We start from the raw sequence: 15,478 nt of genomic DNA on the forward strand, positions 1-15,478 counted from the left end.
AAGGGTGTGAGCTGTGAAGACCTACGGTGTGGCTCCCCCCACCCCTCCACAAAGGCATCGCTGGTGGTCCCGGTTGGCCTCCGTGGTGGCGGCGGCGCTCGCGATCGGCATGCTCTTCGCGGTGAAGCCGGCGCCCGCCGAGGCGGCGACGGTGGACAGCAATGCCTGGTACGTCCTGGGCAATCGCAACAGCGGCAAGGCGCTTGACGTCTATGGCGCGTCCACCGCCGACGGCGCGCGGGTCAGCCAGTGGACGCGCAACGACGGAGCCAACCAGCAGTGGCAGTTCGTGGGCTCCGGCGGTGGCTTCTACCGGCTCAAGGCCCGGCATTCGGGCAAGGTTCTCGACGTGGCCGGCGCTTCCACCGCCGACGGTGCCGCGATCGCACAGCGGGCCGACGACAACGGGGCCAACCAGCAGTTCCGCCTGGCCGACTCCGACGCGGGCCACGTCCGGCTGATCAACCGCAACAGCGGCAAGGCCGTCGAGGTGCAGGGCGCTTCCACCGCCGACGGCGGCAACGCCGTCCAGTACACCGACTGGGGCGGCGCCAACCAGCAATGACAGATGATCAAGCTGTCGTCCGGTGGCGGCGGATGCGGCAGCGCCCCGACTCTGGCGAGCGGTACGCACACGATCCAGAGCAGCGGCAAGAGCCGCAGCTTCTGGAGGTTCTTCGCACAGTTCCAGTGACACGCCCGCACCATGGAGTGGAGCCAGGATCATCCTGGCTCCACTCCGTCGTCGTCCACCGATGGCAGCGCTTCCCGCAAGACACCTTCGACAGTACGGTCGCGCGCGCTCATGGGACGCCCTGACGTCCCCTCGCACTGGCAGCTGCACGGCTACGGCCGGCCCATCTACGTCAACATCGCCTACCCGATACCGGTCGACCCGCCGTTCGTCCCGGACGAGAACGAGACCGGGGACTACCGCCGGACCTTCGACCTGCCCGCCACCCGGGCGGGCCCGCCGGCCGTGGTGCGCTTCGAGGGCGTGGACTCCTGCGCCCGGGTCTGGCTGGGCGGCCACGAGCTGGGCGTCACCTACGGCAGCCGTCTGCCGGCCGAGTTCGACGTGACCGAGCAGTTGCGGCCCGGCCGCAACGTGCTGGCGGTGCGGGTGCACCAGTTCTCCGCGGGCACCTACCTGGAGGACCAGGACACCTGACGCCTGTCGGGCATCTTCCGCGACGTATCCCTGCCGGCCCGCCCCCCCCCAGGGCGGCATCCGGGACGTCTTCGTGCACGCCGACTACGACGCGGACACCGCCGCGGGACGTCTCCGCGTGGAGGCCGACGCGGACGCGCCGGTGCGGATCGACATCCCGGCCCTCGGGATCCACGACCAGCCGGTCGGGGCCGAGTTCGTCTTCGCGGGGCGGACTTCCCTCCGCGGCCCACGGCTGAACCTGTGGCGCGCCCCCACCGACAACGACCGCGGCTGGTCCCAGCGCGACGCCGCCTACGGGGAGGGCCGCGGTCTTGACCGGCTGCGGCAGCGCACCGTCTCCGTCACCCCGCACGCACACGGCCTGACCGTCGTCGTCCGCAGCGCCGCCGCCGCGGGCAGCTCCGGCTACCTCACCACCTACCGCTGGGACAGCGACGGTGACAGCCTGCGCCTGCGGGTGCACACCGAACCCGTCGGCCACTGGCCCGAGCGAGGCGACGACTTCCACGACACCATGGTGGACCCGGTACTCCCGCCGGAGGAATACCAGGAGCTGGTCCGCAGGAACGGGTCACGCTCGCTGGCCCGCATCGGACTCGACTGGGACGTTCCCGGCGACTGGTCCCAGATGGAGTGGTTCGGCGCGGGCCCGGGCGAGGCCTACCCCGACTCGCGTCAGGCAGTTCACGTCGGACGATTCCGCGCGACCGTGGACGAGCTGCAGACGCCCTACGTGCGCCCCCAGGAGAACGGCAACCGCGCGGACACCCGCTGGGCCACCTTCACCGACGGAGCCGGGAACGGACTGCGCGTCGTGGGCGAAAATCCGTTCCATCTCGCCGCGCGCCGCTGGACCGACCAACAGCTCGACGCCGCACGGCACCACAGCGATCTCGTCCCGGGCCCGGTGATCCACCTCCGCTCCGACCACGCCGTACAGGGCCTCGGCACCGCCGCTGTGGGACCCGGTGTCCTGCCTCAGCACCGGCTCGAACTCGGCCCGGCGGACTTCGCGTTCACCCTGACTCCCCTCCAGCAGGGCTGAGCCCACCGAGAGCGGCCCGCCGCACCAGAGATTCCGGTGCGGCGGGCGGGCAGGGCGTGGTGGTCGTTCAGGAGCAGAGTGCACCGCCCAGCGTGAAGTGCGCCGGGATCGCGTTGGTGCCCGAATACGTCGCCTGGAAGCCGAAGCCCACGCTGCCGCCGGGCTCCACTGTGCCGTTCCACCCGGCGTCCCGGGCGGTGACCGTGCTGCCCGACTGGGTCACCGTGGCGTTCCAGCCGTTGCTGATCCGCTGATCACCCGCGAAGCTCCAGCCGAGGGTCCAGCCGGAGATCGTCGAGGTTCCGGTGTTCCTCACGGTCACCGTCGCGGTGAAACCGTTGCCCCAGGCGTTGTCGATCCGGTACGCCACCGTGCAGGAGGCCGCCGACGCGTCGTCGTCCGCCTCCGTCGCCGTGAACGTCGCCGACTGCACGCCAGGACCACCGACCGTGAATGTCGCGCTGCCCGACGACGCGTCGGCGTCCTGCGCGGCGAGGACCGAAACCTGCTGCGCCGTAGCCCAGTTGGCCGGGGTGAACACCAGGGTCGCTGCCGCCGACAGGTCCTCGTCGCCGGAGTTCCGGGCCACCGTCACCGTCACGTTCTGCGCGGGCGCGGCCGAGAGCCGCACGCCCACCGTCGCCGAGCCGCCCTCCGGGACCGTCACGGCCGCCGGCGCCACCTGGACCACGGGCGCCGCCGGGGCGCCGCGCCGTTCAGCCGCGAAGGCCGCCAGCCAGGCCAGCGAGGCGTTCCAGTTGATGGCCACCTCGTTGGTGGAGTACGAGCCGATGTCGTCCACGTAGCACGCCGCCGGTGCGCAGCCCGCCAGCTTCTCCTTGGCCACCGGGTCCTCCAGCCCGGCATTCGGCCCTCCCGCGAAGGAACCGGCCGGCGGGTGCGGCAGCGAGGCGTCGTTCTGATGCGCCCAGAACCGGTGGTGCTGGTTCTCGGAGTAGCGGTCGCCGTAGCCGGTGACATAGGAGAGGTCGAGCGCGTTACGGCCGAGCAGGTAGTCCAAGGTCTCCAACGCTCCGGCCCGGTAACGCTGTTGCCCGGTGATCTCGTACGCGACGGCCAGCACCATCGCGTTGTTGGTGACGGAACTGTTGGAGCCCCACACGTACCCGGTGGCGGGGAGCGGCACCGCGTAGCCCTGTCCGGACATGGTGGACAGGTGGCCATCGGCAGCCGTGGTCAGCAGGCCGCGCAGCCGCGTCACGTCGTCGGCGGGCAGGCTCACGCCGGGGACGGTGGCGAGGGTGATGCGGCCGAGCGTCGCGGTGCCGCCCCACCAGAACGCGTCGACGGGCTTGGCGTGGTGCGGGGAGGAGGTGACGGCGTCCCGGTACTGGGACTCGCCGGTCGTGGCCAGGAGTTCCGCCGCCGCCCAGTAGAACTCGTCGGAGACGTCGGCGTCTTCGTACGCACCGCCGCCGGTGCTGTCGCCCGCCAGGGCGAGCACGTTCGGATTGGCCTTGGCGGCCGTCCAGGCTCGGCGGGCCGCGTCCAGGCAGCGCGCGGAGAACGCGGCGTCGTACGGCGCGTAGACCCGGGCACACTGCGCGGCCGTGGCCGCCAGGTTCAGCGTCGCGGCAGTCGACGGCTTGTGCAGCTCACGCTGCTCGGCGTCCAGTTCCGGCCGGGTCGGCAAGGCAGTCCACTTGGCGTCGTGCATCTTGTGGAAGGCCATCCCGGCCATCGGCTTCCCGGCCGGGACCTGCATCCGCAGCAGGAACTCCAATTCCCAACGGGCCTCGTCCAGCACGTCCGGCGTCCCGTTGCCGCGCTCCGGCACCCGCAGCGTCGCATCGCCGAGCGCGGCTTCGCCGCCCGAACGGCGGGCCCGCTCGAAGGAGTTGACCATCTCCCAGACCGAGATGCCGCCGTTGACCACGTACTTGCCCTGGTCTCCCGCGTCGTACCAGCCGCCGCGCACGTCCAGTTGGTAGTCGCACACCCCGGATTGGCAGGGGACGGCGGTGTCGCCCTTGTTCGGGGCGACGCCCAGGTGCCCGGCGGGGCGGGCGTACGCGCTGCCGCCCACCAGGGCGGCGTCGATCGCGATGCCGCTGCGCTGCTGGTAGAAGAACGACATGCTGTCGGCGCGCAGCCCGTCGTACAGCGACGCGGAGATGTCGAAGGGGTGGCTGGTCCAGCCGTCGACGACCAGGGTGAAGCCGGTGCCGGTGCCGGTGTACGCGCCGAAGTCCACCAGGTGCGTGGACTGGCCGGACGCCTGGTCGGCGCCGCGCACCGCGGTGGCGCCCGAAGCGGCCACCGCACCGGAGGCGTCGCGCAGCTGCCAGGCGAGCGGGGCGGTCGCGGAGCTGGCCACGGTGGCCCGCTTGGGGCCGTCGGGCAGGTAGCCGAGCTGGTTGACCCGGACGGGCGAGTCGGCAGCGGCGGCCACGGTGGCGGCAGCCGCGACCGGAACGGTCAGGGCGGTCGCGGACAGGCCGCCGACCGCCAGCGCGAAGCCGGCGAGCACGGCGGCCGCGCGACGTGGCACGCCGCGGGCGGAGGTGACAGGAGGCACGGTGAAGCCTTCCTCGGTGGATGAGGGGCAGAGTGGGAGCGCTCCCAATCAAGCCAGGCACCTGACGGACGCGTCAAGCCACCGGTACGGACCGGTAGTTGAGCGAACCGCATCCGAGGACAGGCCGACTGCCACCACGGCTTCGGCACACGTGAACGGGTGGCCCGAAACCGACGATCAGGTCGCGCCTGCCGCTGCGGGGCGTCGGCGCCGACCGGTCGGGCGCCAGCCAGTCGGCCAGCGACCGGGCAAGGTCGCGCCCCGGCACAGGGCCGACCCAGGTGATCCGGCCCGCGCCGCCGCGGCGGGTGACGAGGGCGGGCCGGCGACCGATGTGCAGGTGGTCGCACTCGGCCGGCACCGCGGCATCGGCGACCGCGAGGCGTTCACCCAGCGGGGGCGAGGTCACGCGGTGCGGGCGACAGCACCTCGCGACCGCCCGACGCCCCCTCCCCCGCCGGCGCCGCGGGTCGTCGGCAGTCTGCCGCAGGTCGCCGCACCGTGAGGCGGTGCGCGGCCTCGTCGTACGCGGAGCCGCCTCCGGGCGGGGCGCTCTGTTATTCGAGCAGCTCCGCGTACGAGCCCATGGCCAGGGCGATGTCCGTCTGGGCCCAGAACCGGTGGTAGGTGAAGACGGGCGCGGCGCCGCCCGCGAGGTAGGCCTCGACCTTCGGCCAGGCCGGGTCGTTCTTGTAGAAGCCACGGATCGAGGCGAAGGTGGACGAGGAGTTCACCGTGTCGCCGTTCGGCATCTTTCCGGTCCACGTGCTGGGCACGTACACCGGGTCGTTGAAGCGCTTGTAGTCGGTGACGGTCTCCTGGACACAGAGGCCCAGCGGGTCCTGGTGGTGGGCCCCCATGCCGTCGAGCAGGGCCTTGGCGACGCACTTGGCCTCGGCGTTCCCGGATTTCGCGGCGTAGTAGGTCAGGGTCTTGGCGTATGCGGCGGCCACGCCCACATCGTCGGTGTAGTCGGCGACGGTGACGTGCAGGCCCGCGTTGGCGCCGGGAGCCGACGCGTTCCAGGTGTCCGGGGCGCCGGAGCACTTGAGGGTGGAGGGGATCCGGTAGGTGCCGTCGGGGTTGATCGTGGTCTGCGACAGGGCCCAGCCGACCCACTTGTCGAGCACGGCCTTGGCGCCCGCGTCGCCCGTCTGCTCGTAGAGCTCGGCGACCCGCTCCATGGACCAGGCCTGGAAGCCGAATCACTGGTTGGACGGCGGGTCCTGGTAGACCGGCTTCTCGTCGTAGAAGAGGCCGTGGAAGGTGGGGGTCCCGGCCGGGGGCTGTGCGTAGCGCCCCTGCCAGCCGTTGGTGGCGCCACCTGCGATGGCGCCCTCGTCGGAATGGAGCCAGCGGTAGAACTCCAGCTGCCGGTCGAGGCTGGTCGCCCAGTCCGTTGCGCCGGTCGGCGACTTGGGCTTGTCGTTGGTCTTGTAGTCGACGCAGCACTGCACCGCCGCGGCCGCGGCGGTGGTGGCGCCGACGGCCGTGAGGCCAGTGGGCGGGAGGGCCACGGCCGTGGCGGACGCGGTCGGTAGTTTGCGTCGTCCGTGGAATCCGGGTGGGGGATGTGACGACATGCGGATGGTTCTCCTCGCGGCTCGGGGAGACGGGATGGGAGGAGCGGCTACGCACGAGCTCCGAACCAATGGGAGCGCTCCCACTTTGCAGACATGTCGCGACGGCGTCAAGACATGTGAAGAGTCGAAAGCAATCTGCGAGGAATTTACTCGACTCCTCTTTTGCTTGGCCGCACTTGGCGCTACGGTCTGGCCCCAACCAGTGGGAGCGGTTCCATCAGTCGGCACGCCGTCAGGGCGCCACTTGCTGCAAGGACTCGCTCATCGACACCCCCGCGGCTGTCAGCACTGCTCGGCGGAGCAGCGCCGACCTCGCGCGACGGCGGTACTTGCCGGCGTCGGCCACGAGGTCGCCGGCACGCAGGACCTGGTGGAGGCCGTGCATGCGACCGGGGCCCGCAGTTTCCTGCCGGTCCCCGGGATCGCCTACAACGACCCGAGCCAGTGGCTCACCCGTTCCCCACCCTCGCCTCGGTCGCGGACCGGCCCCCCCGGTCGCGGGCGAGAGCGGCGAGCACACCTGCGGACACGTGTTCATCGACCGCGCCACGGCCCGGTTCCGACGACCGCGCCCGCTCCGTACGACGGCGCCCCTCCGCACCACGGCACTCGCCCCGTTCGGCACCGGGTGCGCGACCCGCCTGCGCACCCTGAACTGAAAGGAACCCCGCGAAATGAGCCGCACCATCCCCCGCACCGCCTTACTGGCGGCCCTCAGTCTGGTCACGGTCGCCGGCGCCACCGCCACAGCGTTCGGTACCGGCGCCGGCGCCGCCACCGCGGGCTGCAAGGTCGAGTACCAGATCACGAACCAGTGGAACACCGGCTTCGGCGCCAACGTGATCGTCACCAACACCGGGGACCCGGTCGCCTCCTGGAACCTGGAGTGGTCCTACGCGAACGGCCAGCAGGTCACCCAGGGCTGGAACGCCGACATCACCCAGTCCGGTTCCGCGGTGACCGCGAAGAGCATGTCCTACAACGGGGCGCTGGCCACGGGCGGTTCGACGTCCTTCGGGTTCAACGGTTCACACAACGGCACGAACGCCGTCCCCGCGACCTTCAAGCTCAACGGCGTGACCTGCAACGGCGCCACCGACCCGACCCAACCGCCGACCACACCCCCGACAACCCCGCCCACCACACCGCCCACGACGCCGCCGACCACGCCTCCGCCCACCGGCGGCAAGGCCGACAACCCCTACGCCGGCGCCAAGATGTACGTGAACCCCGAGTGGTCCGCCCATGCCGCCGCCGAACCGGGCGGCTCCAGGGTGTCCAACCAGCCCACCGCCGTATGGCTGGACCGCATCGCCCTCGTCACGGGCACGAGCGGCACGATGGGTCTGCGCGACCACCTCGACGCGGCCCTGACACAGAAGGGCAGCGGCGAACTCGTCGTCCAGCTGGTGATCTACAACCTGCCCGGACGGGACTGCTCCGCGCTCGCCTCCAACGGCGAACTGGGCCCCACCGAGATCGACAGGTACAAGACGCAGTACATCGACCCGATCGCCGCGATCCTCGCCGAACCCAAGTACTCGGGGCTGCGGATCGTCACCACCGTCGAGATCGACTCCCTGCCGAACCTGGTCACCAACGTCTCCGGCCGCCCCACCGCCACCGCCAACTGCGACGTGATGAAGACCAACGGCAACTACATCAAGGGCGTCGGCTACGCACTGAACAAGCTCGGCTCGATCGCCAACGTCTACAACTACCTGGACGCCGGACATCACGGCTGGCTCGGCTGGGACGACAACTTCGGCGCCTCCGCCGAGATGTTCAAGCAGGCCGCGACCGCCGAGGGCTCCACGCTCTCCGATGTGCACGGCTTCATCGTCAACACCGCCAATTACAGCGCCCTGAAAGAGGACAACTTCAAGATCGAGGACTCCGTCAACGGCACCTCCGTGCGCCAGTCGAAGTGGGTCGACTGGAACCGGTACACGGACGAGCTGTCGTACGCCCAGGCCATGCGCACCAAGCTGGTCTCCCTGGGCTTCGACACCAACATCGGCATGCTCATCGACACCTCCCGCAACGGCTGGGGCGGCACCGCCCGCCCGACCGGACCCGGCGCGCTGACGAGCGTGGACACCTACGTCAACGGCGGCCGCTACGACCGACGGATCCACCTCGGCAACTGGTGCAACCAGTCCGGCGCCGGCCTCGGCGAACGACCGCAAGCGGCCCCGGCCGCCGGCATCGACGCCTACGTGTGGATCAAGCCCCCGGGCGAGTCCGACGGGGCGAGCAAGGAGATCCCCAACAACGAGGGCAAGGGATTCGACCGGATGTGCGACCCCACCTACACGGGCAACGTACGCAACGGCAACAGCATGTCGGGAGCCCTCCCGAACGCACCGCTCGCCGGCCAGTGGTTCTCCGCCCAGTTCCAGGAGCTCATGAAGAACGCCTACCCGGCGCTGTGACGCAGGGCAGGTGACGAGCCCGGAGCCTTACGGAAGCATTCCCTTCCGCGGGGCTCCGGGCCTCGGCACGCTCGGTGCGGGGCGGCCGGCAGGCTGCCGGAGCGGCTCAGGAGGAATCCCGCACGACCAGTTCCGTCGGGAGCACCCGGCGCGGCTCCTCTCCCATGCCCTGCCCCGGGGCGGCGCCGGCTCGGGACTCCTCCGCGATCTTCTGGAGCAGGAGCCGGGTCATCGTGCGGCCCATCTCCTCGATGGGCTGGCGCACGCTGGTCAGGGGCGGGTCCATCAGACGGGCCACCGTGGAGTCGTCGACCCCTACGAGGGCGACGTCCTCGGGGACCCGCCGGCCGGCCTCGCGCAGCACGCCGCGCGCGCCGGCCGCCATCACGTCGGAGGCGGCGAAGACGGCGTCCAGGCCGGGGGCGCGTTCCAGGAGCTCGCGCATCGCCAGCCGGCCGCCCTCCTCGGTGAAGTCCGCGGTCGCCACGAGCGACTCGTCGGGCTGGATTCCGGCCTCGGCGAGGCCCGCTCGGTAGCCGCCCAGACGGGCGCGGGCCACGTACATGTCCAGCGGCCCGCTGATGGTCGCGATCCTGGACCGGCCGCGCCCCGCGAGGTGGGCGACGGCCGCCCGTCCCGCACCGATGTTGTCGGAGTCCACATAGGCCACCGGCTCGGCCTCCGAACGCCGCCCGTTCATGACGACCGGCAGGCCCAGCCGCGCGATCCGGTCGGGCAGCGGGTCGTTCCCGTGGACCGATGCCAGCAGCACGCCGTCGACCCGCTGGGCCGCCAGGTAGTGCTCGAACCGCTGCCGCTCGGCCTCGGTCCGGACGAGGGTGAGCAGCAACTGCCTGTCCGCCTCGGCCAGCTCGGCGCTGACCCCGCGGATCAGGTCGAGGAAGTACGGCTCCGAGAACAGCCGGGCCTCGGTCTCCGGAATGACCAGGGCCACCGCGTCGGTCCGGCTGCCGGCCAGCGCCCTGGCCGCCTGATTGGGTACGTACCCCAGCTCTGCGACAGCCCGGGCCACGGCGTCCTTGGCCCGCTCGCTCACCCGCGGCGAACCGTTGATGACCCGGGAGACCGTGCCCCGGCCGACACCGGCCAGGGCCGCGACCTCTTCCAGAGTGGGCCTGCCGCCGCTCTGCCGTCCGCTCACGCTCTTGAACTCCCCTCGTGTGCCATCGCACTCCGCGCCGGGCGCGGGCCCGGCCTGCTGATCAGGTAAGCGGGACGGTGCACCCGCCCCATAGCCGTGGGACACGTTACGCCGACTAGAGGTGGGAGCGCTCCCACACTACCCCAATCCCCTCCTGCCACCACGGTCGCGTTCACAACCTGACACGGGCAGCGCGCCCGAGAAGGAAGCCCCCGCGCCTGCGGCTCCTACGTAATGAATTCGCGTTCATCTCTTGACACCCGCACCCGGCAGGCAGCAACCTTCCGGCAATGATTTGGGAGCGCTCCCATCCAGGGATGCGACAACGGCCTTCACATCAGGTCCGGGCGGGCCCCTCGCCGAGCCGCGAACAGCCCGCCGGACCCCCGGCGCACAACGAGCACCACCTTGGACGAGGAGAGTGGAATGCGTACTTCCAGCAGCGGACACGGACGCGGACGCCGCACCGTGATCAACGCGGTCGCCGCGGTCGCCGTCGTAGCGACCGGTACGGCCCTGCTCACCGGCTGCGGCGGTGACGGCGACAAGGGCAAGGGCGACGGCGCGGCCGGCGGCGAGCAGATCACGCTGCGGATCGGTACCTTCGGTTCCTTCGGCTACGACGACGCGACCGGGGCCAAGCTCTATGCCGAGTACACGAAGGCCCACCCGAACATCACGATAGAAGAGTCGAACGTCGCGGACGGCCAGAAGTACTGGGACACCCTCAAGCTGCGCCTCTCCCGCGACAGCGGCCTCGCGGACATCCAGGCCCTGGAGGTCGGCTACATCGCGGAGGCGACCGGACCCGCCATGGCCGACAAGTGGGCCGACCTCGGCAAGACGGGCGGTGCGGACCTCGGCGCCTTCCTCGACTGGAAGGTCAAGCAGGCCACCACCGGCGACGGCAAGGTGATCGGCCTCGGCACGGACATCGGCCCGATGGCCATCTGCTACAACAAGGACCTCTTCGCCAAGGCCGGGCTGCCGACCGATCGCGCCGAGGTGGCCAAGCTCTGGGCGGGCGACTGGGCGAAGTTCCTCCAGACCGGCGAGACGTACAAGAAGAGCGCCCCCGAGGGGACCTCCTTCCACGACTCCGCGAGCGGTCTGTTCAACGCGGTGATCTCCAGCGAGCCGGTCCAGTACGCCAACGCCAAGGGCGAGTTGGACTACGAGAACAGTCCGGGTGTGAAGAAGGCCTGGGACACCGCCGTGGCGGCGGCGAAGGGCGACCTGACCGCGAAGCTGCGCCAGTTCGACGAGAAGGGCACCTGGAACGCGGCCTTCAAGAACTCGAAGTTCGCCACCGTGGCCTGCCCGAGCTGGATGACGGGCATCATCAAGGAGCAGGCGGGCGCGGAGAACCAGGGGAAGTGGGACATCGCGGCGCCGCCCGTGGCCGGGAACTGGGGCGGCTCGTTCCTCGCCGTGCCGAAGTCGGGCAAGCACGCCAAGGAGGCGGCCGAGCTCGCCGCCTGGCTCACCGCTCCGGCGCAGCACGCCAAGGTCTTCGGCGTGAACGGCAACATCCCCTCCTCCAAGGACACCCTCAGCTCTCCGGCGGTGCAGGGCGCGAAGCTGCCGTACTTCGGTGACACTCCGGTCGGCAAGATCTACTCGGAAGCCGCGGCCGGCATCACGCCCGCCCCGATCAGCCGCTGGGACGGACAGGTGAAGACCTTCCTCACCGACAACGGCATCCTCGACATCGAGCAGCGCGGCACCGACCCGGCGAAGGCCTGGGAGAACGTCAAGAAGCTGGTCGCCGACAAGATCGATAAGTAGCGGGGCGCGCGGCGGCCCGCCCTCACCCGCCTCCCACCGCCTCCCCGCGGGTGGCGGCGGGCCGTCGCCGTCCGCACCACCGCACCACCGCACGCATCGACCTGGAAGGACGCCCCCGTGGCCACCTCCGTACGGGCGAGCAGTGGCGGCTCCCCGCCGCCCGCCGCACAGCCCCCGGCCCCCGGCACCGACTCCCGCGAGCAGCGGCCCTCCGGCCGGGGCGGACTGCGCAGCACGCTCTACCGCCTGGACCTGAAGGCGGTCCCCTACGTCTTCCTCGCCCCCTTCTTCCTCACCTTCGCGGCCTTCGGACTCTTCCCCCTGGTCTACACGGGCTGGCTCTCGCTCCACCGGGTCGAACTCGGCGGCAGCGCCCAGTGGAAGGGGCTGGAGAACTACACCTCCCTGGCGGGCAGCGAGTTCTTCTGGAACGCCCTCGCCAACACCTTCACCATCGGCGTGATCTCCACCGTTCCCCAGCTGCTGATGGCCCTCGGCCTGGCCCACCTGCTCAACTACAAACTCCGTGGCCGCGGTTTCTTCCGCGTGGCGGTGCTCGCCCCGTACGCCACCTCGATCGCGGCGGCCACGCTCGTCTTCGCCCAGCTGTTCAACACCGACTACGGGCTGATCAACACGGCGCTGGGCTGGGCCGGCTTCGAGCCGGTCGCCTGGGAATCCTCCAAGTGGCCTGCTCAGATCGCGATTTCGGTGATCGTGACGTGGCGCTGGACCGGCTACAACGCCCTCATCTACCTGGCCGCGATGCAGGCCGTACCCCAGGACCTCTACGAGGCGGCCGCGTTGGACGGGGCTTCGCGCTGGCGCCAGTTCCTCAGCGTGACCATCCCCTCGATCCGGCCGACGATCCTGTTCACCGTCATCGTCTCGACCATCGGCGCCACCCAGCTCTTCGGCGAGCCGATGCTCTTCGGCGGCAGTGTCGGCATCAGCGGCGGCAGCGGCAACCAGTACCAGACGCTGAGCCTGCTCATGTACGAGAAGGGCTGGGTGACCGGCGCGCTGGGCCAGGCCTCCGCCATCGCCTGGGTCATGCTCCTGCTCCTCCTGCTCATCGGCGGCCTCCAAGCTCTGGTCTCCCGCTCGAACCGCAACCGCAGCCGCAACCGCGCCGGCCGCATTCGCACGAAGGCGGGGAGCTGAACCCATGAGCCGCACACTCGACACGACCTCCGCCGGGGCGCCGCGCGCCATACGCCTTCGCCCGTCGGCCGGCCGCCAGCACCACGCCGGACCGCTGACCTACGTCCTGCTCGGCCTCGCCGCCCTGGTCTCCCTCTTCCCCCTGTACTGGAACCTGGTCGCCGCCTCCCACACGGGCGAGCGCGTGGTCAAGGCTCCGGCCCCACTCCTGCCCGGCACCCGGCTGTTCGACAACCTCTCCTTCGCCTGGAACCAGGTCGACATGGGCGGGGCGCTGGTCAACACGACGATCGTGGCCGGGCTCGTGGCCCTGTCCACCGTCCTGTTCTCCACCCTGGCCGGCTTCGCCTTCGCCAAACTGGCCTTCAGGGGCAAGGGCGCGCTGCTGGCGCTGGTGGTGGCGACCATGACGATCCCGCCTCAGCTCAGTGTGATTCCGCTCTACCAGATCATCACCGATCTCGGCTGGGTCGACCAGCTCCAGTCGGTCGTCCTGCCCTCGCTGGTCGCCGCCTTCGGCGTGTTCTTCATGCGCCAGTACCTCATCGAGGCCTTGCCCGTGGAGCTGGTGGAGGCGGCGCGGATGGACGGCGCGCACAGCCTGCGCATCATCTGGCACGTGGTGTTCCCGGTCGCCCGGCCCGCGATGGCGGTCCTGGGAATGCTCGTCTTCGTGCAGGCATGGAACGACTTCTTCTGGCCGTTCATCGCACTGACCCCCGACGGGAATCCCACCCTCCAGGTCGCCCTGGCGGGCCTCGGCGCGGGAAACCACACCGTCGACCAGGCCGTCGTGCTGACCGGCGCGCTCATATCCACCCTGCCGCTGCTGCTGGTCTTCGCCGTCCTCGGCAAGCACATCGTGGGCGGCATCACCGCCGGCGCCGTCAAGAACTGACGGCGTCCGTCGAGACGGCCGACCCGTCGGTCCGTTCGCACACCCTGCCTTCCGCCACCGCTTCATCCGGCACGACTTCATCCGGCACCACTTCATCCAAACCTGCGTTGGGAGCGCTCTCCTATGACCGCGTCCGAGACCCGGCCACTCACGGCCACCCGCAGCTTCCCGCCCGACTTCCTGTGGGGCACGGCCACCGCCGCGTACCAGATCGAGGGCGCCGCCCGAGAGGGCGGCCGTACCCCATCCATCTGGGACACCTTCTCCCACACCCCCGGCAAGGTCTTCGAAGGCCACACCGGTGACGTGGCCGTGGACCACTACCACCGGTTCCCCGAGGACGTCCGTCTCATGTCGGAACTCGGCCTGGGGGCCTACCGGTTCTCCGTCTCCTGGTCACGCGTTCAGCCGACCGGCCGGGGCCCCGCCGTCCAGAAGGGCCTGGACTTCTACCGCCGGCTCGTCGACGAGCTGCTCGCCGCCGGCGTCACACCCGCCCTCACCCTTTACCACTGGGATCTCCCCCAGCACCTGGAGGACGCGGGCGGCTGGCCCGAGCGCGCGACCGCAGAGCGGTTCGCCGAGTACACGGGCCTGGTGGCCGACGCCCTCGGAGACCGGGTGAAGCACTGGATCACCCTCAACGAGCCCTGGTGCATCGCGTTCCTCGGCTACGCCTCCGGCGTCCACGCCCCCGGCCGTACGAACCCGGTCGCCGCCCTGCGCGCCGCCCATCACCTCAACCTCGGTCACGGCCTCGCCGTCCAGGCCCTGCGGGCGGCGCTGCCCGGGGACGGTCAGGTCTCGGTCTCCCTCAACCTCCACGAGGTGCGCCCCCTGACCTCCTCGGCCGACGACCGGGAGGCGGCCCGGCGCATCGACGCCGTCGGCAACCGGATCTGGCTCGGACCGATGCTGGAGGGTGCCTACCCCGAGGACCTCCTCGCGGACACCGCGCACCTGACCGACTGGTCCTTCGTCCGGGACGGCGACACCGCCACGGTGCACCAGCCCCTGGACCTGCTCGCCGTGAACTACTACACCCCGACGGTCGTCTCGCACGCGGCGGAGGGCGGAGCGGTGCCGCGGGACGACGGGCACGGCAACAGCGAGCACTCGCCGTGGCCCGGAGCACAGGGCGTGGCCTTCCACCGGGCGCCGGGTGAACGTACGGCGATGGACTGGCCGGTCGACGCCGGCGCCCTGTACGACCTGCTGACCCGGACCGCCGCCCGGTACCCCGGGCTTCCGCTCGTGGTCAGCGAGAACGGCGCGGCGTACGAGGACGAGATCGGCCCCGACGGCACGGTCCACGACCCGGAGCGCGCCGCCTACGTCCACGCCCACCTCGACGCGGTGCACCGGGCGATCACGGACGGGGCGGACGTGCGCGGCTACTTCCTCTGGTCGCTGCTGGACAACTTCGAGTGGTCCTACGGCTACGCCAAGCGGTTCGGCGCCATCCACGTCGACTGTGACACCCTGGAGCGCACACCCAAATCGAGCGCGCACTGGTACTCCCGCGTGGCCCGGACGGGAGAGCTGCGCGCTCCCGGCGAGGCGTAGCGGGCGGTGGGGGGGGGGGGGGGCGCGGGGGGGGGCCCCCCCCCCCGCCCCCCCCCGCCCCCCGCCCCCCCCCCCCGCGGGGGTGGGCCCCGGGGGGCGGGCCCCCGGGGGCCAGGGCCCCGCC

At 71.1% G+C, this 15,478-nt stretch carries 10 protein-coding genes and 2 pseudogenes; 8 read left to right on the forward strand and 4 right to left on the reverse strand.

What is annotated here, in order from left to right:
* Positions 1 to 82: 82 nt before the first annotated feature.
* From AB0I68_RS19675 to AB0I68_RS19685, 3 genes and pseudogenes are all read left to right on the forward strand, one after another.
* A pseudogene (locus tag AB0I68_RS19675) lies at positions 83 to 667 on the forward strand (RICIN domain-containing protein); the annotation flags it as partial.
* Positions 668 to 805: 138 nt separating this feature from the next.
* Positions 806 to 1,171 (forward strand): sugar-binding domain-containing protein, encoded by a 366-nt coding sequence (locus AB0I68_RS19680; RefSeq protein ID WP_363178605.1) that lies wholly within the window; start codon positions 806 to 808, stop codon positions 1,169 to 1,171.
* A 73-nt stretch (positions 1,172 to 1,244) separates the two neighbouring features.
* The gene (locus AB0I68_RS19685) at positions 1,245 to 2,219 is read left to right on the forward strand and encodes a beta-galactosidase small subunit (RefSeq protein WP_363178606.1); all 975 of its coding nucleotides are present in this window, start codon (positions 1,245 to 1,247) and stop codon (positions 2,217 to 2,219) included.
* Positions 2,220 to 2,286: 67 nt separating this feature from the next.
* On the opposite strand, the gene AB0I68_RS19690 is transcribed toward AB0I68_RS19685, so the two are convergent.
* The 3 genes and pseudogenes from AB0I68_RS19690 to AB0I68_RS19700 form a co-directional block, all read right to left on the reverse strand.
* A complete protein-coding gene (locus tag AB0I68_RS19690; protein ID WP_363178607.1) occupies positions 2,287 to 4,758 on the reverse strand; it encodes a glycoside hydrolase family 9 protein in 2,472 nt (823 codons plus the stop codon).
* Positions 4,759 to 4,831: 73 nt separating this feature from the next.
* On the reverse strand, positions 4,832 to 5,167 hold the full coding sequence (locus AB0I68_RS19695) for a hypothetical protein (protein WP_363178608.1): 336 nt from the start codon (positions 5,165 to 5,167) through the stop codon (positions 4,832 to 4,834).
* Positions 5,168 to 5,315: 148 nt separating this feature from the next.
* Positions 5,316 to 6,182, reverse strand: a pseudogene (locus AB0I68_RS19700) (glycoside hydrolase family 48 protein); the annotation flags it as partial.
* 833 nt (positions 6,183 to 7,015) lie between these two features.
* On the opposite strand from AB0I68_RS19700, the gene AB0I68_RS19705 reads away from it, so the two are divergent.
* A complete protein-coding gene (locus AB0I68_RS19705; RefSeq protein WP_363178609.1) occupies positions 7,016 to 8,776 on the forward strand; it encodes a glycoside hydrolase family 6 protein in 1,761 nt (586 codons plus the stop codon).
* A 106-nt stretch (positions 8,777 to 8,882) separates the two neighbouring features.
* On the opposite strand, the gene AB0I68_RS19710 is transcribed toward AB0I68_RS19705, so the two are convergent.
* Positions 8,883 to 9,938, reverse strand: a complete 1,056-nt coding sequence (locus tag AB0I68_RS19710) for a LacI family DNA-binding transcriptional regulator (RefSeq protein ID WP_363178610.1) — start codon at positions 9,936 to 9,938, stop codon at positions 8,883 to 8,885.
* Between the two features lie 426 nt (positions 9,939 to 10,364).
* Here AB0I68_RS19710 and AB0I68_RS19715 point away from each other — a divergent pair, with 426 nt between their 5' ends.
* The 4 genes from AB0I68_RS19715 (at position 10,365) to AB0I68_RS19730 (ending at position 15,354) form a co-directional block, all read left to right on the forward strand.
* Positions 10,365 to 11,726, forward strand: coding sequence for an ABC transporter substrate-binding protein (locus AB0I68_RS19715; protein ID WP_363178611.1), 1,362 nt, complete (start codon positions 10,365 to 10,367; stop codon positions 11,724 to 11,726).
* 117 nt (positions 11,727 to 11,843) lie between these two features.
* Positions 11,844 to 12,890 carry a sugar ABC transporter permease gene (locus tag AB0I68_RS19720; RefSeq protein WP_363178612.1) on the forward strand — a complete coding sequence of 349 codons (1,047 nt, stop codon included), beginning with the start codon at positions 11,844 to 11,846 and terminating at the stop codon, positions 12,888 to 12,890.
* A gap of 4 nt (positions 12,891 to 12,894) precedes the next feature.
* A complete protein-coding gene (locus tag AB0I68_RS19725; protein WP_363178613.1) occupies positions 12,895 to 13,788 on the forward strand; it encodes a carbohydrate ABC transporter permease in 894 nt (297 codons plus the stop codon).
* 123 nt (positions 13,789 to 13,911) lie between these two features.
* Positions 13,912 to 15,354, forward strand: coding sequence for a GH1 family beta-glucosidase (locus AB0I68_RS19730; protein WP_363178614.1), 1,443 nt, complete (start codon positions 13,912 to 13,914; stop codon positions 15,352 to 15,354).
* Positions 15,355 to 15,478: the final 124 nt, after the last annotated feature.

Source organism: Streptomyces sp. NPDC050448, from assembly GCF_040655295.1.
Classification (GTDB): domain Bacteria; phylum Actinomycetota; class Actinomycetes; order Streptomycetales; family Streptomycetaceae; genus Streptomyces.

Coding starts and splice junctions, on each gene's coding strand:
- AB0I68_RS19680 (WP_363178605.1), top strand. CDS start 806: ATGGGACGCCCTGACGTCCCCTCGCACTGGCAGCTGCACGGCTACGGC.
- AB0I68_RS19705 (WP_363178609.1), top strand. CDS start 7,016: ATGAGCCGCACCATCCCCCGCACCGCCTTACTGGCGGCCCTCAGTCTG.
- AB0I68_RS19715 (WP_363178611.1), top strand. CDS start 10,365: ATGCGTACTTCCAGCAGCGGACACGGACGCGGACGCCGCACCGTGATC.
- AB0I68_RS19725 (WP_363178613.1), top strand. CDS start 12,895: ATGAGCCGCACACTCGACACGACCTCCGCCGGGGCGCCGCGCGCCATA.
- AB0I68_RS19730 (WP_363178614.1), top strand. CDS start 13,912: ATGACCGCGTCCGAGACCCGGCCACTCACGGCCACCCGCAGCTTCCCG.